The following is a 17,072-nucleotide window of genomic DNA, read 5'->3' on the forward strand; positions in this document are numbered from 1 at the left end:
CGGATTCCGCAACCTCAGCCACTACATCTTGCGGTCACTGATCCACTCTGGCCAACTCGCAGAACGCCTCGATGCACTCTGAATCAGGAAGAGCCCGATTACCGGTTGCGACTGGCCACGCAGCGCACCGACCCGGACCTGCAAGAGGCCCACCGGCTCCATCCGTGGATCTGCACCGTCGACGATCACGAGCTCACCGACAATGCCTACCGCGACGGCGCCACCGGCGACAACCCGCACGACCCCACGCGCGACGGTCCATGGCAGGTGCGCAAGCGGGCATCGTTTCAGGCGTACACCGAATGGATGCCGGTGCGCTGGTCGGGCAATCTCGACGATCCGCACCTCTACCGCACCCTGCGTTTCGGGTCCCTGGCCGATCTCACCATGCTCGACCTGCGTACCTACCGCACCCGCCAGCCCGGACTCTTCAGCAGCGCAATCGATTCGCCGTCGGCGACGATCACCGGCAAGGCCCAGCTCGATCACCTCATCAACGCCCTCACCACGTCGACGGCCCGCTGGCAGCTCGTGGGCAACCCGGTGATGTTGTCCCCGTTGCTGTTTCCGCCGTTCGACGCGAATCTCACCGGCGCACTGGCGGAGAAGATCGGCCTGCCGCACGAAGGGGTGGTGGTCAACCCCGACCAGTGGGACGGCTACAGCCACGATCGCGCCACCCTCTTCTCGGCGATCACCCGTCACAACGTGCGCAACCCCGTGTTCATGACCGGGGACATCCACACCTCGTGGGCCAACGACCTCCCCCTCGACGCCGCCGCCTACCCGGCAGGCCAGACCGCGGGTGTCGAGTTCGTCGGGCCGTCGGTGACCGCCAACACGATCGGCGAAACGCTTTATCTGCCCGACGGGAGCCTCGGATTCGCGGTCGACGCCCTGCGCGGAATCAACCGCCACGTCAAATGGGCCCAACTCGATCAGCACGGATTCGTGCTGCTCAACGTCACGCCGGCCCGGGCGCTGGCGACCTGGCATCTGCTCGACGATGTCACCGCACCGGGCGGCCGCACGCACGTCGCCGCGCGGTGGCAGGTGCGTGACGGTCGCCGCCGCATCGAACTCCCGTAGGATTGCCGCAGCAACGACGCTGCCACCACGTCGCCACTGAGGAGTCCTTATGAAGCGCAGACTTGTGATTGCCGCAGCCTCGGCCGCGGCGGCCCTATCGTTCGCCGCGGTCGCCGCCCCCGCCGCATCGGCGGCTCCACTCGACTCGCGCGGCTTCATCGAACCGCAGGACGCCTTCTCGGTCTGCATCAGTGTGCCGGTGGGTTCGTCGAACATCAGTATCTGCTTGCCCTGACCCGGCCGTCGGTCACTCCGGCTCGCGCGGCCGCATGAGTTCGAACATGGTGCGCATGCACTCGTCGAGCGCGAGGTCGGGGTGATTGAGCCAATGTTCGTGTGCGGCAACAACTGCCGCGTTCGCGCAATGGCCCGTCGCGAGCGGTAGGCGGGCGCGTGCGGTGCTACCGCTGCGGTCGGCCACGAAGCCGGCCACCGTGTGCCGCCATCGCCGATACACCGCCCAGGCCTGGGACTGCACGGCCGGCTCGTTGAGGATGAGTTGGGCGCGGTGCCGGGCCCATTCGTCCTCGGCACGGCCGTGATCGATCGATCCGATGTAGGCCTGTGCCACGGCATCCCACGGATCCATCCCGGGTTCCGCCGTCGCGAGCAGCCGCTCGAAGTGCGCGTGCTCGGCGTCGGATTCCACCCAGATCACATCGGCCTTGGTCCGAAAGTAGCGGAAGAACGTCCGGCGGCTCACTCCTCCGGCCGTCGCGATGTCTTCGACGCTGGTCTGATCGAAGCCGTTCTCGAGGAACAGTCGTTGGGCCTGCGCGGCGAGTTGGTGTGCGCTGGTGGTGGCCGGCCGCCCGCCCGCGTCGTGTGCCATCGCTCCATCATGGCCGACACGCACAGACCAAGCGGCGTGACCTGACGGCTTGATGTCCTATCGAAATCCGCACTGTTATGGCACACCGTGTCATATCCTCCGATTGAGACTCAGGTCACATCGCCGAACCGGCGAGGTCGAAGGAGGAAAGAAAATGAGAACACGCGCTGCCGTACTGCGGGAGGCACCCGGCGAATGGTCGGTCGAAGAGCTCGAACTCGACGCCCCCAAGGACGGCGAACTGCTGGTACAGATGGTCGCCACGGGCCTCTGTCACAGCGACGACCACATCTCGCACGGCGACATCAGCGCCGGGCACCTGCCCGTCGTCGGCGGCCACGAGGGTGCGGGCATCGTGCGGGAGGTGGGCCCGAACGTCACCGGCTTCGAGGTGGGTGATCACGTCCTGACCTCCTTCATCCCGTCGTGCGGTCGATGTCGCTGGTGTGCCGCCGGAATGCAGAACCTCTGCGACAACGGGGCGTTGATCCTGATCGGCCACCAGATGGACGGCACCTACCGGATGCATTCCGACGACGGCCTGGACGTCGCGACCATGGGCTTGCTGGGAACCTTCTCCGAGTGGCAGGTGTACGACCAGATGTCGCTGGTGAAGATCGACAAGGATGTTCCCCTCGAGATCGCCTGCCTCGTCGCGTGCGGCGTGCAGACCGGCTTCGGTTCGGCCACCACCGCGGGCAATGTGCAGCGCGGCGACGTGGTGATCGTCGCCGGTGTCGGTGGCGTCGGCATGAATGCGGTGCAGGGTGCCCGCGAAAGCGGGGCCGCGCACATCATCGCTGTCGACCCGGTGGCCGACAAACAGAAGTGGGCGGTCGATTTCGGCGCCACCGAGGCGTTCGGGTCGATCGAGGAATCGATGGGCCGCGTCGCGGAACTCACCAACGGGCAGGGCGCCGACGTCGTGATCCTCACCGCGAGCATCGTGACCAACGAACTCATCGGCCAGGGTTTCGCCGCCACCCGCAAGGCGGGAACGGTGGTGGTCACGGGGGTCAGCCCGGAAGCCGAGGATGGCGTGATCCCCGGGGTCAACGCCAACATTCTCGCCATGATGCAAAAGCGCATCCAAGGGGCGCTCTACGGTATGAAGTCGCCGCGCGAGGCAATGCCGATGCTGCTCAACATGTATCGGGCCGGCAAGCTGAAGCTCGACGAACTCGTCACCCGGACGTACACGCTCGACCAGATCAACACCGCCTACGACGACATGCGGGAGGGCCGCAACATCCGCGGAGTCATTCGGTTCGGGTGACGCGCACGGCGCCGATGTGGCAGTAACGTCTCCTGCATGAAGCGCTGGGGCGTGCTGCTGATCCTGTGCGCCGCCCAGTTCATCATGGTGCTCGACACCACCGTGATGAACGTGTCGGTGTCGAGCGTGGTCGCCGATCTGGACACCACGATCACCGCGGTCCAGTTGGCGATCACGCTCTACACGCTGGTGATGGGTTCGTTCATGCTCTTCGGGGGGCGCCTCGGCGACATGTTCGGTCGTCGGCGCGTGTTCGCGGTGGGCCTGGCCGTGTACGGGGCGGGCTCACTGATCACCGCGCTCAGTCCCAACATCGGCGTCCTGTTGTTCGGCTGGTCGTTCATCGAGGGTGCGGGCGCGGTGATGGTGATGCCGGCGATCATCTCGCTGACCGCCGGCAACTACTCCGGCAAGGACCGCGCCACGGCCTACAGCGTGCTCGGTGGTGTCGCCGCGGCCGGTGCGGCGGCGGGCCCGCTGATCGGCGGGTGGGTCACCGAAAACCTCACCTGGCGAGTGGTTTTCGCCGCCGAAACGGTGGTCTGTATCGGGGTGATCCTGTGTGTGCGGGTGATCGCCGACACCGCGCGGGCCACGTCCCGCCGGATGGACTGGGGCGGCACCGCGCTCTCCGCGATCGGTCTGGGCCTCATCGTCTTGGCCATGGTCCAGGCGGGCACGTGGGGTTTCCTCAAGCCCAGCGGTGCGCTGACCATCGCCGGCCACGAGATCACGCCGTTCGGATTCTCGGTGGTTCCCTTCATGATCGCCGCGGGCATCTTCGTCCTGATCGGATTCTTCGCCTGGGAACGCCGGGTGATCGCCCGCGGTGACGTCCCGCTCATGCATCCCGATCTGCTCCGGAAACTCCAGCTGCGCAACGGATTGAGCATGCTGTCCGCGCAGCAGATGATCATCGGCGGCGTGTTCTTCGTCATCCCCATCTACCTCCAGGTGGTCCTCGGATACAACGCGTTCGAGACCGGGATGAGGCTGGCACCGATGTCGGTGGCCATGCTGCTGGCGGCGTTCGTGAGTCCCCGCTTCGCGGGCACACAGTCGCCGCGCACCGTGGTGTCGCTCGGGTTGGTGCTCGTCGCCGCGGGATCGATCGTGCTGGTGTCCACGATCGATCCGCAACTCAACGGACTGCTCTTCGGGATCGGCATGGCGGTCTTCGGCGCGGGCTTCGGGCTCGTGGCCTCCCAACTCGGCAACGTGATCATGTCGTCGGTGGGCGACAGGGACCGAGGCGAGGCGGGTGGCCTGCAGGGAACCGCGCAGAACATCGGTATGTCGGTCGGCGTGGCATTGCTGGGCGCGTTGCTGATCGGTTCGCTCTCGAGCGGCTTCAACGATGCCGTGCAGTCCGATTCCGCGGTGTCCGCCCAGACCAAGAGCCTCGTCGCCGACGCCTCCGCCGACGGCGTCGACGTACTGCCCGCGGATCGATTGGACGACGTCGCCCGCGCCAACCGCATTCCGCAGGGCGAGGTCGCCACGCTGAAGGACCACTACCGGGATTCGGCGATCACGGCGATCAAGAAGTCGATTCTGCTCGCCGCGTTCCTGGCCCTGCTCGGACTCCTCGTCGCGCAACGGCTGCCGCGGATCCCGGCCGCAGAACTTGGTGCGGCGCAGTCGGATTCGGATATTTCGGCGTGAGTCTCGATCAGCGTGCAGCCCGGCCCTCGAAGTAGTGTCGGCGGCACAACGCGCGATAACTGATCGCGCCGGCCGTGGTGTCGCCGATGGCGACGAGGTCACCCTCGCGCACCATCCGGTCGTCGACGATTCGCGCGTTGAGGAACGCGGTGCGCCCGCACCAGCACAGCACCACGGTCTGGATGCGGTGCATTTCGTCGGCCACCTCCACCAGTCGTGCCGCACCGGGAAACAGGACCGAACGGAAGTCGGTGAGCAGGCCGTAGGTGAAGACGTCGACGCCGTCGGAGTCGGCGACGCGGACGAGTTCGTCGACCTGCGTGGGGGTGAGGAATTGCGCTTCGTCGCACACCAGGTAATCCAGTCCCGCGCCGTGCCTGGCCTCGGTGGCCACGCGGTGCACATCGGTGTGGTCGTCGATCATGACCGCCTCGGCCTCGAGTCCGATGCGGCTGGTCACCAGCGCCATCCCCGATCGGTCGTGCTTGGTGAGCAGAATGCCCACGCGGCCCTGCTGGCTCTGGTTGAAATGCGTTTGCAGGGCCAGGGTGGATTTGCCGGCGCCCATCGGTCCGTAGAAGAACACCAGCCTGCCGGGTTGGGTCATGAGGTGGGCGGGGGTCCGATGGGGGCGTGACGTGTCTCGGCGAGCTTGCCGTCGCGCACCACGTAGAGGCTCAGGCCGCGGGCGGTGGTGCCGGTGGGCAGGTGGCCCGTCCACGCCACCGCCACGGTGTCGTCACGCGCCACCAGGGCGTCGATGTCGTAGTGGATGGCGCCGCCCACCATGGCCACCGCATGCTCGTAATCGTCGCGGGCGCCCTGCGGTCCCCGGCCGGGCGGATTGTGCCCGTAATCGGTGTAGCCGTCGCCGACGATGTCGTCGAATCGTTCGGGCGCCGACTCACTGTAGGCAGCGTAGAAGGCGCGCACCACGCCCTCGGGCGAGGTTGGGTCGTCGCTCATGGATTTCAAGCGTACTGCGACGGAGTATGTTGATCTCGCTATGGACATGGGCCGACTGACCGTCAACTGCTCGATCCTGCTGACCGATCTGCCGTTGCTCGAGCGTCCGCGGGCCGCACGTGCGGCCGGATTCGGCGCGGTGGAGTTCTGGTGGCCGTTCGACGTCGCGGTGCCCGCCGACCGCGACGTGGAGACATTTGTTCGCGCGGTGGCCGACGCCGGGGTTCGATTGACCCACTTGAACTTCGCCGCAGGCGATCTCGCCGCGGGAGATCGCGGTGTGCTCTCGCACCCGACGACCTCGGCGCAGTTCCGCGACAGCGTCGACGTCGCGATCGGTATCGGGGACCGACTGGGTACCGTCGGTTTCAACGCCCTGTACGGGAATCGTGTCGAGGGTCTCGACGCGCACGCCCAGGATGCGCTCGCGGCGGAGAATCTCGCGTTCGCGGCCCGCCGTGCGGCGACGATCGGCGCGGACGTGTTGCTCGAACCGCTCAGCGCCGTCCCCGCCTACCCGCTGACCCATGCCGCCGACGCACTGGCCGTCGCCGACCGCGTGGTCGGCGACTACGGTGCATCCAATGTGAAGCTCCTCGCCGACCTCTATCACCTCGCCGTCAACCGCGAGAACCTCGATGAGGTCATCGACCGATACGCCCGCCGCATCGGGCATGTACAGATCGCTGACGCCCCCGGTCGCGGCGAACCCGGGACCGGCGCGCTCGATCTCGCGCACCATCTCCGGCACCTCGCCCACGCGTCGTATGAGGGCTGGATCAGTCTGGAGTACCGGGCAACCCGCCGCGACACATTCGATTGGATCGCCGGCTATCCCGTCTGAGGTGGTCGGGGAAGACCTTGTCTTGAAGGAGGAAAGCCGTATGGCCACAATCGCATTCATCGGTCTGGGCATCATGGGGAGTCCGATGTCGATCAATCTGGTGCGCGCCGGGCACACGGTGACGGGTGTCAACCGTACGCCTGCGAAGGCGGCGGATCTGGTGGAAGCCGGTGGGCGGCGCGCTGATTCGATCGCCGCGGCGGTCGCCGGTGCGGACATCGTCGCGCTGATGCTGCCCGACTCCGCCGATGTCGAGCTCGTCCTCACCGGCGACGACGGAGTGTTCGCACACGCCGCACCGGGGACCGTGATCGTCGACTTCTCCAGCATCCGCCCGGACGTGGCGATCCGCATGGCCGAGGCGGCCGCCGCGGCAGAGATGTCATTTCTCGACGCGCCGGTCTCGGGTGGTGAGGAGGGTGCGGTGGCCGGCACCCTGTCGATCATGGTCGGCGGCTCCGACGACGCGTTCGCACGCGCCGCGGCAGTTCTCGACGTCCTCGGCGCCACCGTGGTGCACGTCGGTCCTAGCGGTAGCGGGCAGATGGTGAAGGCTGCCAATCAGCTCATCGTGGCCGCCAACATCGAGGCGCTCGCGGAGGCGATCGTCTTTCTCGAGGCGCACGACGTGGACACCGAGGCCGCGACGCGGGTCCTCGCCGGCGGACTGGCGGGTTCCGCGGTGCTCGACCACAAGGCGACACGCATGATCGATCGTGACTTCGCGCCCGGCGGCCGAATCGACCTGCACCACAAGGATCTCGGCATCGTCACCGAGGCCGCACGCGCGGCCGGTGTGGTGATCCCGGTCGGGTCGCTCGTGGCCACCCTGATGGCCTCGGCGCGCGCCAACGGCGACGGGGGTCTTGATCACTCCGCCCTGTTTCGCGGGGTGCAGCGGTTGTCGGGGCGGCTGCACTAGCTGTTGCGGGTCAGGACGTTGGTGACGCTGATTGGAGCCCGAGGCGCCACGAACCCCACTCATGCACGGGCGAGCAGGGTAGGCCGTGACGCCTTACGATGCGCGGCTGGACTCACGCCCCGCACCCGGGAGAACGCGGCACTGAGCGCGAACGGACTCGAGTACCCGACCAGCCGCGCGATGCGGGCCAGGGTGTCGTCGGTGCGCGTGAGCAGATCGGCGGCCACGGCCAGTCGCCACGAGGTGACGTACTCCATCGGGGTCTCGCCGACGAGGGTGACGAATCGCCGGGCGAAGGCCGCCCGCGAAACGCCTGCCTCGGCCGCCAGCGACGCGACCGTCCACGGGTGAGCGGGTCGCTCGTGAACTGCCCTCAGCGCTACTCCCACAACATCATCGAGTGCTGCGCGATACCACGCAGGTGCGGTCGCGCCGTGCTCGAGCCAGGCACGGATGACGCCGAGTACCACCAGATCCAGCAGCCGGTCGAGGAAGACCTCCTGACCGGGAGTGTCGCGCTGGACCTCCTCGCACAGCACGGCGACGAGATTCGACGACCACTCGTCGCCCCGGAGCACGAGTAGCGAAGGCAACGCGCGCAGAAGTCGTTCGCTCACCGCCGAACTCGACTCGTACGTGCCGGTGACGAGCACATCTTTCCCGGTCTGGTCGTTACCCCAACTGCGGCTTGATGATTCGAAGACCATCTCTGGAGCCATCGAGTTGCCGAACGCATCGACGCAGTGTTGTCCGGGCTGGATGAACACCGTCGGCGCGATCGAGGGGTCTGCGGCAACGGTGTAGGGATCAGGGCCGCGGAAGACTGCGACGTCGCCCGGATGCAGGTGGACCGGCGGAGAATCGTCGGGCACGACCCAGGCCGCGCCGCTGACACAGACCGCCACCGCCAAGGGGGCCTCGTCGCAGATTCGGAAGGACCACGGCGGTGAGAACACACTCCGGATCATGAAGGCGCCGTCGGCCCGCGCACCGTAGAGCAGCCCGGCCACTGCGTCCATACGCCCAAGGTAGACGATGACGTATGCGAGAGCGAGGAATCGGCATGGACCGTCTCCGTGATTGGCGGTGATATGGCTACATGACCCGCACACTTCTGCTCTTGGCCGTCATCTCCACCGGGTTGATCGCCGGCTTGTTCGCCGCATTCTCCTACTCCGTCATGCCAGGGTTGCGTCGCGTCGACGACGCCTCCTTCGTCGCCACGATGCGGGGCATCAACGTCGCCATCCTCAATCCGGTGTTCGGCGCGTTGTTCGGCGGCGCGCTGATCCTGACCCTGGTCGTCGCGGTACTCGGATGGCGCGGTGAGGCCCGCTGGTGGCTTGTCGTCGGTGCGGGCCTGTACGTCGTCGCCGTGGTGATCACCATGGCCGTCAACGTCCCGCTCAACACCGCACTGCAGGACGGAGTGGAACCGGTGGCTCGACTTCGTGCCGCATTCGAGTCGTCCTGGACGGTGTGGAACGTGGTCCGAACCGTCACCAGCGTCGGCGCATTCGCGAGTCTTGCCGTGGCCGCCCTGCGGCTCTGACCGGGTGCGAGCGAGTCGTGGCGCCACAGACACGACGAAAGTCCCGGTCAGATCGCTCTGATCAGGACTCTCGTTGATGGTGCATCGCGGATCGAGTCGACCGTCGAGACCGTACAAAGCAGACCGACCGCGGAAGCGTCTGGCGTGCGCGGCGGGATCAGCCGGATGGCCGAGTCTGGAGCCGATGACGGGAATCGAACCCGCGTATTCAGCTTGGGAAGAATTTTCAGGGTCCGCACGTGGGTTCGAGTCGGTGCAGGTAGACGCCTCGCCGGGGTACACGTAACCGCTGGTCAGGTCTGGTAAACAGGCCGCTTTCGGCCCGCTTCGGGACGCCTCCGATTCGGTCCCGGACGGCTGGGATTCGGTCTCGGACGCGGCCCCTGTGCGGCCCCGTTTGGATGAACGGCATGCGGGTGAGCCGGTAACAGCTCGCGTGGTGAGATGCTTGTCGGCATGTCCGTTAAGGTGCCTCCCTACCAAGACATGCTGTGGCCGACGTTGCAGGCCGTCATTGCTCTCGGAGGGTCCGCTTCCATTGAAGAACTCGACGCAGCGGTGATCGAACGTGAGGGATACCCGCGCGAAATGCAGGACGTGCTGCACGGCGACGGACCCACTACGGAGATCAAGTACCGCCTTGCGTGGGCGCGCACATATTTGAAGGGGATGGGACTTCTAACCAACAGTAAGCGCGGCGTTTGGAGTGTGACTGAACTCGGCAGGGTGACTTCTGAGACCCAGATCGAGCCACTGCGAGCCGAGTACATCCAAACCGTGCGTGAGAACCGCATCAAGAAGCGACAAGGTCGATCGGAGGCCGTGCGGGATGCGGAGTCTCCGTTGGCTGACGAGCACGGCGGAGATAACGAAGGTGTGGAATGGCAGGAACGCCTGCTAGATGTACTACTGGAGATGTCCCCGGCGGGCTTCGAGAATCTCGCTAAGAGGCTTCTCCGCGAGTCAGGGTTCTCAAGCGTGGTCGTTACCGGCAAGAGTGGCGATGGCGGGATCGACGGGATGGGTGTGCTCCAACTGTCTCTGTTGAGCTTTCCCGTCTACTTTCAATGCAAGCGGTACCGAGGCAGTGTGGGGTCTTCTGCGGTGCGCGACTTCCGGGGCGCCATGGCGGGACGTGGCGAAAAGGGACTGCTGATCACCACTGGATCTTTCACGAAGGACGCTCAAGACGAGTCGAAGCGTGACGGAGCGCCGCCGATAGACCTCATCGACGGCGACAGGCTATGCCAACTTCTCAAAGAGAACGCGCTTGGCGTCGAAACGCGGGAACGTGTGGTTGAAGACGTCACCGTCGATCCAGACTTCTTCTCCGCGCTGGAGCCGCGGTAGACGCCCGCCAGTCTTCTCCCTCGACGCTGCGCTATCCCAATTCGTATTGACGCGCAGTGTGTGCGGGGGAGCTTCGAGTACCGTTAAGGCCGAGCCGTCGTCGGAGACGACCGGCTCACCTCATATTCGCTCAATCCCGCTGCGCGGTGCGTAGTAACTCCCTTGGCTGGTGGCCTGGAGCTAGAGCAACCCTCAGATCAAGCCACCCAAACAACAGGGGAGACAACTATGTCCGTGCAACCCGTTCGTCAGCTCGCGCTCGCACCCATCCTCGGTGCAGAACCCCGGCGAGGCCGAGGTATCAGCAGCCAGGCCGACGTTCTCGTCAACTCCACCGCCGACGGCATCGACCTCAACGTCATCTGGGACGAATGGGCGGCGGTGCTGGAGGTCTGGAACGAGGAGCGAACCTCTATCGCCTCCCTCCTCAGCTTCTATACGACGCTGCGAGGCGAGGCCGTGCCGCAGACGTTGGCGCAAATGAAGTTCGAGGAGGCCTCCGAGTTTGGTGTGCCGGTCTCAGGCCGTGCCGATGCGGATGTGCTGCGGCTCGGCTACACCTTCACGGACTACGATCTGCGACTGGGCACTACTTGGAAGTTCCTGCGCGACGCCGATTCGCGGCAACTCGACGCCAACCTGACCCAGGCAATTGAGGCGGATAATCGATTGCTGACCGGGACGGTGCTAAACCGGTTGTTCGATCCGGCTCCCGGCGCCAACGAGGACGCGACGACCGTCTATGGCCTCTACACCGGCGACGACGGGGTCGCCCCGCCGCCGTATATGGGCGTGGAGTTCCCCGAGACCACGTCGCACTACCTCGTCAGCGGCGCCAACACAATCGACTCCGGGGATCTCGAACTCGCAATCAAGGCCATCACCTCCAAGGGCTACGGTCCTGTGGCCGGCGCCCAGCTCATCATCCTCTGCAACGAGTTCGAGGCGGACGTGATCGCGACGTTCCGACGCGGCGAAGAGTCCCGTGACGGCGGCCCGATTGCCAAGTACGACTTCGTGTTATCGAAGTCTGCTCCGGCATTTTTGACCGAGGAAACAATCGTCGGCCAGCAGGCCCCCGAAACCTACAAGGGTCTGCCTGTTTTCGGGAGTTATGGCCATGCGCTCGTGATCACGTCGAACCTGATCCCGGCCGGGTACGTGGCGGTCGCGGCGACGGGCGGTCCCAACTCGGAGGTCAACCCGATCGCGATTCGGCAGCACACCAACGCCGCCTATCACGGCTTGCGGATCATCCCCGGAGCGGAACGGTACCCCCTCCAGAACTCCTACCTTCAGCGGTCCTTCGGAGTCGGCACCCGTCGTCGCGGTGCGGCAGCCGTGATCCAGGTGAAGTCGACGGGAGACTACGAACCGCCTACGTTCGCAGTCTGAATCGACTTTCGAACCCTGCCCCGCCCCGGCGTGCTCACCTCCCCCGAGCGCGACCGAGGCGGGGCGGACCCATCTAAGGAGACACACAATGCGTAACTCACAAGACCCCGGAGAATCGGAGTTCTCGACGGGGCGGTCGAACGGTCGCAACAGCACGACCGACCCCTACCGTCCGGCCCGCGACACCATGCCTGGCAACCCAGGTCCAACCGTGACCCCGCTGAGTGTGGAGGGTGGACACACCTATCGCGGCACAATCGCGAGCGACACCACTGCCGAGGCGATCGAGTCGCAAGCTCGGTTGCTACCTCCTCCCACCGCTCCGCTGGCGAAGAAGCGAGTCCGACGAGCGTAGTAGCGCGGATGTGTGGCAAGTCACACGCTTGCATTGGTTGCCGGAAACGCGCCTCATTTCGCCTGTGCGCGTTTTCGCGAGATCGCCCAATAGCTACCTACTCGGGGCTTGTTACTCGAAAGTGATAGTTGAACGCTTATCTGTTGGCGTGCAACGTAATTCGGGTACCGATTCGGAACGGTTCGGGTACGATCTAGGTATCGGCCCCGAGAAGTCCGGCCCGCGCGAGCGTCCCGGAGGAGGAACGGACAAGTCGAAGCCATCGAGGCGGCAGGCGTTAGCCGTCCTCCGTGAACGCCAGTGAGGCGCGCCCATTCCTGTTGGCGGGAACCCAGTTAAGGGTGGCGCGCTTAGGCAAGTAGACGACAACAAACCACGCATGCAACTGGCCGATCTCTGCCAGGGCGTGCGTCGTGCGTCGACTGGCATTGTTCCCACAGAGGACAACAACATGCATAAACCGGAAGAACCCCACTATCGCGGCGAGCAGGCGGCGGCAGAGCGAATCGCTGAGAAGTACGGCGTGCGTTGCAGTTCCAGATTCGTCAAGACGGAGACTGAGTCGGGTCGGTTAGCCGTCGTGATCTTCGCTCACCAGCGGTGGTATGCGGAAAGCGACCTCGACGCCTGGTTCGCTTCGAAGCGCAAGGTTCTCAGCACGGGCGGTGCAGCATGACGCCGGAGCGCCGCGCGGAGATACTGGCGAAGCCCTACATGGAGATATTGTCAAGACCTGTGGATGAGCGGTTTTCAGGCGGCCTCCTGGGTGCCTGAGGTGGCGTCGGGTTCGACGAGTTTGCCTTTCTCGAAGGTGGCGCCATCACGGACCAGTTTCACCAGATGTGGTGCGTTGACCGCCCGCCATTTCGACTGCGCGGCCTCGATCAGTTTGTAGGCCATCGCGATGCCGGCCGCGCGGGATCCGCCGATACCGAGAGCGCGCCAACCCGCTGGCCGCCACCACGCGACGACGCTTGCGGACGGCGACACCCACGGCGCCGTGGTTCGCCCAAGACGGCCCGCCTGGGTGAAGACGCAGCGAGTACACCCCGAATGACTCCGAGGAGGCGCACCAGTTCTGGGCGTTTCTCGGCTGGGAGCGGTTCGCCCCCGGAGGGTGAGCGGTTTCACCGGCCGCTGTTAATCCAGAGGCCGCTGCGATCCTTGCTCGTCTCCGCCGGTTGCTGCCAACGCCGCGCTGGCCGTGAGGCACCATGGTTCCGTGCCATCAGCTGCCTCGAAGTACGAAGACGGGATCCGGTCGTCGTCGGTGACGGTGAACTCGACGAGGCCGTGGGCACCCTCGGGGATGGAGCTGTTCTGTTCGGCGATTAGCGACGCACTGGGGGCGAGGCGGGTCAGGCGGTCGGCAAGCTTGGCGCGGTACTCGGTCCAGGCCGCTCCGATGGTGCCGTCGAAATCACCCATGTCAATCCCCTTCGGACCTGTCGCTAGAGCGAGGCTACGGTCCGGCCGTGAGCTGTGGAGTGCTGCGACGCAGGGATCCCACTGTTCGTATGACCCGTATGTCGGGGACATCGCACCGAGCGTTACCTGCGGACGAGCGTCACAGGGGTGAATCAGCCGGTGGGGTCGATGTCGCTGCGCAGGTGCCCGGTGATCTCGTCGATCTTGGCGCCGGTGGTCGGGGCGAACGAGGACTCGTCGAATCGTGGCCGACCGCCGACCTCGAGGTGATAGCGGCTGAGCTGGTCACGCACTGGGTCCTTCATCTCCGCCAACACGAGCGTCATCTCCTGTGAGCGGAGGAAGTCGTCGAGTTCCACCAACTCGTCGACGGCGGTCGAGTCGATCTCGGTGATCGGTTCGGCGGCGATGATGACGGTGTGCACGCTGCGTCCGTCGGCCAGCGCCGCGACCACCCGGGACCGGACGAAGTCGTCGAACATGCCGCCGTTGGCGAAGAACAGTGGTGCGTCGAAGCGGACGATGACGACGCCGTCGACGGGTCTGGCCTCGGGATGCCGGGTGAGGTCGTGGTATCCCCGCAGGCCGGGTACCCGGCCGAGTTCGGTGCGATACGGCCGCCACGCCAGGTTGACGAACGCCACCAGTGACAGCACCACGGCGAAGATGATGCCTTGGAGCACCCCGACCAGCGCCACTCCGAGGAACGCGACGACGCTCAGCGCCCCGTCGACCCGGTTGATGCGGAACAGCGCGGCGGTGCCGGGGATGTCGACGAGGGAGACGGCGGCGGCGATGACGACGGCCGCCAGCACCGCCGATGGTAGGTAGGCGGTGACGTTCGGGGCCACCAGAATGAAGACAACGATCAGCACCGCGCCGACCAGAGACGCCAATTGTGTTCGCGCGCCTGCCTGTTCGGCGACCGGGGTGCGCGACGACGACGCCGAGACGGCGAAACCACCGAGGAATCCGCCGGCGATGTTCGCCGCACCGACCGCACCCATCTCCTGATTGGGATTGACCGCGGAGCCGGCGCGGGCGGCAAAGGTCCGCGACAACACACTCGTGTCGGCGAAGGCGATGAGTGCGATGCCGGCCGCCGGACCGAGCAGGGACAGTGCGTCCTGCCAGCTCACCCCGGCCAGGTGCGGCGACGGCAGTCCGCGCGGCATCGCACCGGCCACCGGCAGCCGGTCCTGCCACCCGCACGCCGCGACGACGATGATCGCGCCGACGACGGCGACGAGCACACCGGGCACCGACTTGCGCCACCGCTTGAGACCGAAGATCACCGCCAGGCCGACGACGCCGATGGCCGCGGGCAGCCACTCGATCTCGGAGTGCGTCACGGCGTGCACGATGTCACGGACCTGCTCGATCACCGAATCGCCCTCGATACTGAAGCCGAGCAGTTTGGGGAGTTGGCCGAGCAGCACGATCAACGCGATGCCGTTGAGGTAGCCGATGCGGATCGGTTTGCTCAGCAAGTCGGTGACGAATCCGAGCCGCAGCACGGCCGCGACCAGCAGTACCAGGCCGACCTCGATCGCCAGCACCCCGGCCAGCGCGACCCGGTCCTCGTCGACGACGGCGAGCGGGATGATCGCCGCGGCGATGATCGGGGCGAGTGAGGAGTCGGGGCCCAACACGAGGATGCGGGAGGGTCCGACGAACGCGTAGACCAGCAGCGGGACGATCGTCGCGTAGAGACCGGTGACCGGTGGAAGACCGGCGACCTCGGCGTAGCCCATACCGGCCGGGATCAGCAGGGCGGTCACCACGATCCCGGCGACGAGGTCACCGCGGAGCCACGACCGGTCGTAATGCAGGAGGGTGTGCAGACCCGGGAAGAGCCGTGCGAGCCCCGACAGCGATGCCATGCCGAGGATTATCGGTCCTCACCCTGTCGAGTGGGCGCGCATTCCCGTCGAGTGTGCGCTGTTTCGCGTCGAGTGTGCGTCCGCCAGTTGGTCAGACCGGGCTCAGACCCACCAATCGGCACAGGCGGTGCTCATCGATCACGTGGATGGTCTGGCCACGGCGCTTGCGTTCACGCACCGAGAAGAGTTTCCGACCCTCGAATCCGCCGACGGTGTTGTCGATCTGATGTGCCCGCACCAACACCGACGTGTCGTCGCTGACCGCCGACTGCACGACGCCGCCCGCGTCCTCGATGAGGTCGCGGAGTTCATCCTGGGTACCGATCTCGAAGCGGCCGGTGACCACCACTCGCTGATCACGCAGCGACGCCGGCCCACGTGTGCCGCCCATGTCGACGGTGCGAAGTGACCCGATGGCCTCGAGTGCGGCGGTGCCGTCCACGTAGCGCAGGCCCCGCGCCGCCGTCGCATGCCAGATCCAGCACTTGAGATCATCCGGAGCAGGCAGATCACGGATCCGGCACACGTCATCGTTGGTCCAATCGCGCCCGGCGACGACGACGTCCGCTGCGGTGACCAATCCGTCCGGTCAGGCGGCGCCATCGGGAGATCTCGCCGGGTGGCGACACATCTTCGTCGATGAATTCACCAAGGATGCGGCAATCGGTTCGTGGGCGAATTCCTGTGAGCCGGACAAGATCGTTTACACCGGAGCACAGGGCCAGAAGTGGCGCACCTACCCGCAGTGCTATCTCGACACCTATCAGAAACGTCCCTACCGACCCGACGCCGTCCTCAGCGTGACAGGCGGCACCTTGGACTTCTACCTCCATCAGGTTGACGGCAAACCCGCAGGCGCCAATCCGTCGCCGCTGATCACCGGAACGAGTCAGTATCAGTCCTACGGCCGGTACTCGGTCCGCATGCGCGTCGACCGTCCAGGCCTGAACGAGTACTACGTGGCCTTCCTACTGTGGCCGCAATCGGAGGTGTGGCCACGAGACGGCGAGTTCGACTTCCCCGAAGGTAGTCTCGCGGGCAATGCCGGCGGCTTCCACCACTATTCGGGTGTGGGCTCATGCAACGCCTGCCAGGCCGTGGCAACTGACATCGGCGCCTCCTTCACACAGTGGCATACCTACACCATGGAGTGGAGTCCGGGCCGCATCCGCTACCTCCTGGACAATACCGTCGTCCTCGACAGCACCCTGTTCGTCCCCAGCGGTCCGATGCGCTGGCAACTACAGGCCGAGACCAACGGCAACGGCAACAGCGCCGGCCACCTTCAGGTCGACTGGGTCTCGGTGTGGGCCTACAACGGCTGACGGCCTCACACTCCCGTTGGGCGGGCTCCCGACCCCAACCCGCTGAGCGGCCACCCTCCTGCTGGTAGCCACCTTTAGCCGGTCGAGCCCCGAGACGGAGATATTGTCAAGACCTGTGGATGAGCGGTTTTCAGGCGGCCTCCTGGGTGCCTGAGGTGGCGTCGGGTTCGACGAGTTTGCCTTTCTCGAA

At 65.9% G+C, this 17,072-nt stretch carries 18 protein-coding genes and 1 pseudogene; 11 read left to right on the forward strand and 8 right to left on the reverse strand.

All coding sequences use genetic code 11. The annotated features are described in order from the left end of the window. Window positions 1-78 precede the first annotated feature (78 nt). Complete coding sequence (locus ACWDSI_RS19720; RefSeq protein ID WP_449757588.1) at window positions 79-1,089, forward strand: alkaline phosphatase D family protein; 1,011 nt, start codon at window positions 79-81, stop codon at window positions 1,087-1,089. Window positions 1,090-1,138: 49 nt separating this feature from the next. Further along, the gene (locus tag ACWDSI_RS19725) at window positions 1,139-1,324 is read left to right on the forward strand and encodes a hypothetical protein (protein WP_449757573.1); all 186 of its coding nucleotides are present in this window, start codon (window positions 1,139-1,141) and stop codon (window positions 1,322-1,324) included. 12 nt (window positions 1,325-1,336) lie between these two features. Here ACWDSI_RS19725 and ACWDSI_RS19730 read toward each other — a convergent pair whose 3' ends face one another. Beyond that, window positions 1,337-1,921 carry an acyl-CoA-like ligand-binding transcription factor gene (locus tag ACWDSI_RS19730; protein ID WP_449757574.1) on the reverse strand — a complete coding sequence of 195 codons (585 nt, stop codon included), beginning with the start codon at window positions 1,919-1,921 and terminating at the stop codon, window positions 1,337-1,339. Window positions 1,922-2,075: 154 nt separating this feature from the next. Between ACWDSI_RS19730 and ACWDSI_RS19735 the strand changes: the two genes are divergently transcribed. Further along, the gene (locus tag ACWDSI_RS19735) at window positions 2,076-3,197 is read left to right on the forward strand and encodes an NDMA-dependent alcohol dehydrogenase (RefSeq protein ID WP_449757575.1); all 1,122 of its coding nucleotides are present in this window, start codon (window positions 2,076-2,078) and stop codon (window positions 3,195-3,197) included. 36 nt (window positions 3,198-3,233) lie between these two features. After that, window positions 3,234-4,862, forward strand: a complete 1,629-nt coding sequence (locus ACWDSI_RS19740) for an MFS transporter (RefSeq protein WP_449757576.1) — start codon at window positions 3,234-3,236, stop codon at window positions 4,860-4,862. 7 nt (window positions 4,863-4,869) lie between these two features. Here ACWDSI_RS19740 and ACWDSI_RS19745 read toward each other — a convergent pair whose 3' ends face one another. After that, on the reverse strand, window positions 4,870-5,469 hold the full coding sequence (locus ACWDSI_RS19745) for a thymidine kinase (RefSeq protein ID WP_449757577.1): 600 nt from the start codon (window positions 5,467-5,469) through the stop codon (window positions 4,870-4,872). Continuing rightward, entirely contained in the window at window positions 5,466-5,828 is a 363-nt protein-coding gene (locus tag ACWDSI_RS19750) for a nuclear transport factor 2 family protein (RefSeq protein WP_449757578.1), read from the reverse strand. The genes ACWDSI_RS19745 and ACWDSI_RS19750 overlap by 4 nt, the downstream gene beginning before the upstream one ends. A 40-nt stretch (window positions 5,829-5,868) precedes the next feature. Between ACWDSI_RS19750 and ACWDSI_RS19755 the strand changes: the two genes are divergently transcribed. Further along, the gene (locus ACWDSI_RS19755; protein WP_449757579.1) at window positions 5,869-6,672 is read left to right on the forward strand and encodes a hydroxypyruvate isomerase family protein; all 804 of its coding nucleotides are present in this window, start codon (window positions 5,869-5,871) and stop codon (window positions 6,670-6,672) included. Between the two features lie 40 nt (window positions 6,673-6,712). Next, window positions 6,713-7,594: a 2-hydroxy-3-oxopropionate reductase gene (locus tag ACWDSI_RS19760; RefSeq protein ID WP_449757580.1), complete on the forward strand. Its 882-nt coding sequence runs from the start codon at window positions 6,713-6,715 to the stop codon at window positions 7,592-7,594. A gap of 59 nt (window positions 7,595-7,653) precedes the next feature. Here ACWDSI_RS19760 and ACWDSI_RS19765 read toward each other — a convergent pair whose 3' ends face one another. Next, the gene (locus ACWDSI_RS19765) at window positions 7,654-8,613 is read right to left on the reverse strand and encodes a cupin domain-containing protein (RefSeq protein WP_449757581.1); all 960 of its coding nucleotides are present in this window, start codon (window positions 8,611-8,613) and stop codon (window positions 7,654-7,656) included. An 80-nt stretch (window positions 8,614-8,693) separates the two neighbouring features. Between ACWDSI_RS19765 and ACWDSI_RS19770 the strand changes: the two genes are divergently transcribed. The 4 genes from ACWDSI_RS19770 to ACWDSI_RS19785 all read left to right on the forward strand — a co-directional run bounded on the left by ACWDSI_RS19770 (window position 8,694) and on the right by ACWDSI_RS19785 (window position 12,922). Continuing rightward, a complete protein-coding gene (locus ACWDSI_RS19770; protein WP_449747694.1) occupies window positions 8,694-9,146 on the forward strand; it encodes an anthrone oxygenase family protein in 453 nt (150 codons plus the stop codon). A gap of 444 nt (window positions 9,147-9,590) precedes the next feature. Continuing rightward, the gene (locus ACWDSI_RS19775) at window positions 9,591-10,496 is read left to right on the forward strand and encodes a restriction endonuclease (protein WP_006357180.1); all 906 of its coding nucleotides are present in this window, start codon (window positions 9,591-9,593) and stop codon (window positions 10,494-10,496) included. A gap of 228 nt (window positions 10,497-10,724) precedes the next feature. Beyond that, window positions 10,725-11,891: a hypothetical protein gene (locus ACWDSI_RS19780; protein ID WP_449757582.1), complete on the forward strand. Its 1,167-nt coding sequence runs from the start codon at window positions 10,725-10,727 to the stop codon at window positions 11,889-11,891. Between the two features lie 734 nt (window positions 11,892-12,625). Beyond that, window positions 12,626-12,922, forward strand: a complete 297-nt coding sequence (locus ACWDSI_RS19785; RefSeq protein WP_449757583.1) for a hypothetical protein — start codon at window positions 12,626-12,628, stop codon at window positions 12,920-12,922. A 74-nt stretch (window positions 12,923-12,996) separates the two neighbouring features. Here the strand turns inward: ACWDSI_RS19785 and ACWDSI_RS19790 are convergent. From ACWDSI_RS19790 to ACWDSI_RS19805, 4 genes and pseudogenes are all read right to left on the reverse strand, one after another. Continuing rightward, window positions 12,997-13,170: pseudogene (locus ACWDSI_RS19790) on the reverse strand (IS256 family transposase); the annotation flags it as partial. A 216-nt stretch (window positions 13,171-13,386) separates the two neighbouring features. Beyond that, window positions 13,387-13,674, reverse strand: coding sequence for a TY-Chap domain-containing protein (locus ACWDSI_RS19795; RefSeq protein ID WP_449757584.1), 288 nt, complete (start codon window positions 13,672-13,674; stop codon window positions 13,387-13,389). Window positions 13,675-13,826: 152 nt separating this feature from the next. Then, window positions 13,827-15,557 (reverse strand): SulP family inorganic anion transporter, encoded by a 1,731-nt coding sequence (locus ACWDSI_RS19800; protein WP_449757585.1) that lies wholly within the window; start codon window positions 15,555-15,557, stop codon window positions 13,827-13,829. A 91-nt stretch (window positions 15,558-15,648) separates the two neighbouring features. Then, window positions 15,649-16,137, reverse strand: coding sequence for a BRCT domain-containing protein (locus ACWDSI_RS19805; protein ID WP_449757586.1), 489 nt, complete (start codon window positions 16,135-16,137; stop codon window positions 15,649-15,651). Between ACWDSI_RS19805 and ACWDSI_RS19810 the strand changes: the two genes are divergently transcribed. Then, a complete protein-coding gene (locus ACWDSI_RS19810; RefSeq protein ID WP_449757587.1) occupies window positions 16,130-16,882 on the forward strand; it encodes a glycoside hydrolase family 16 protein in 753 nt (250 codons plus the stop codon). The two genes, ACWDSI_RS19805 and ACWDSI_RS19810, sit on opposite strands and share 8 nt — an antisense overlap. The last annotated feature ends 190 nt before the right edge of the window (window positions 16,883-17,072 follow it).

The organism is Gordonia sp. NPDC003429 (assembly GCF_053588575.1).

Bases quoted from the DNA above. Each gene is read 5' to 3' on its own strand.
- ACWDSI_RS19725 (WP_449757573.1), top strand. From the start codon at position 1,139: ATGAAGCGCAGACTTGTGATTGCCGCAGCCTCGGCCGCGGCGGCCCTA.
- ACWDSI_RS19730 (WP_449757574.1), bottom strand. From the start codon at position 1,921: ATGGCACACGACGCGGGCGGGCGGCCGGCCACCACCAGCGCACACCAA.
- ACWDSI_RS19735 (WP_449757575.1), top strand. From the start codon at position 2,076: ATGAGAACACGCGCTGCCGTACTGCGGGAGGCACCCGGCGAATGGTCG.
- ACWDSI_RS19740 (WP_449757576.1), top strand. From the start codon at position 3,234: ATGAAGCGCTGGGGCGTGCTGCTGATCCTGTGCGCCGCCCAGTTCATC.
- ACWDSI_RS19745 (WP_449757577.1), bottom strand. From the start codon at position 5,469: ATGACCCAACCCGGCAGGCTGGTGTTCTTCTACGGACCGATGGGCGCC.
- ACWDSI_RS19750 (WP_449757578.1), bottom strand. From the start codon at position 5,828: ATGAGCGACGACCCAACCTCGCCCGAGGGCGTGGTGCGCGCCTTCTAC.
- ACWDSI_RS19755 (WP_449757579.1), top strand. From the start codon at position 5,869: ATGGACATGGGCCGACTGACCGTCAACTGCTCGATCCTGCTGACCGAT.
- ACWDSI_RS19760 (WP_449757580.1), top strand. From the start codon at position 6,713: ATGGCCACAATCGCATTCATCGGTCTGGGCATCATGGGGAGTCCGATG.
- ACWDSI_RS19765 (WP_449757581.1), bottom strand. From the start codon at position 8,613: ATGGACGCAGTGGCCGGGCTGCTCTACGGTGCGCGGGCCGACGGCGCC.
- ACWDSI_RS19770 (WP_449747694.1), top strand. From the start codon at position 8,694: ATGACCCGCACACTTCTGCTCTTGGCCGTCATCTCCACCGGGTTGATC.
- ACWDSI_RS19775 (WP_006357180.1), top strand. From the start codon at position 9,591: ATGCTTGTCGGCATGTCCGTTAAGGTGCCTCCCTACCAAGACATGCTG.
- ACWDSI_RS19780 (WP_449757582.1), top strand. From the start codon at position 10,725: ATGTCCGTGCAACCCGTTCGTCAGCTCGCGCTCGCACCCATCCTCGGT.
- ACWDSI_RS19785 (WP_449757583.1), top strand. From the start codon at position 12,626: ATGCAACTGGCCGATCTCTGCCAGGGCGTGCGTCGTGCGTCGACTGGC.
- ACWDSI_RS19795 (WP_449757584.1), bottom strand. From the start codon at position 13,674: ATGGGTGATTTCGACGGCACCATCGGAGCGGCCTGGACCGAGTACCGC.
- ACWDSI_RS19800 (WP_449757585.1), bottom strand. From the start codon at position 15,557: ATGGCATCGCTGTCGGGGCTCGCACGGCTCTTCCCGGGTCTGCACACC.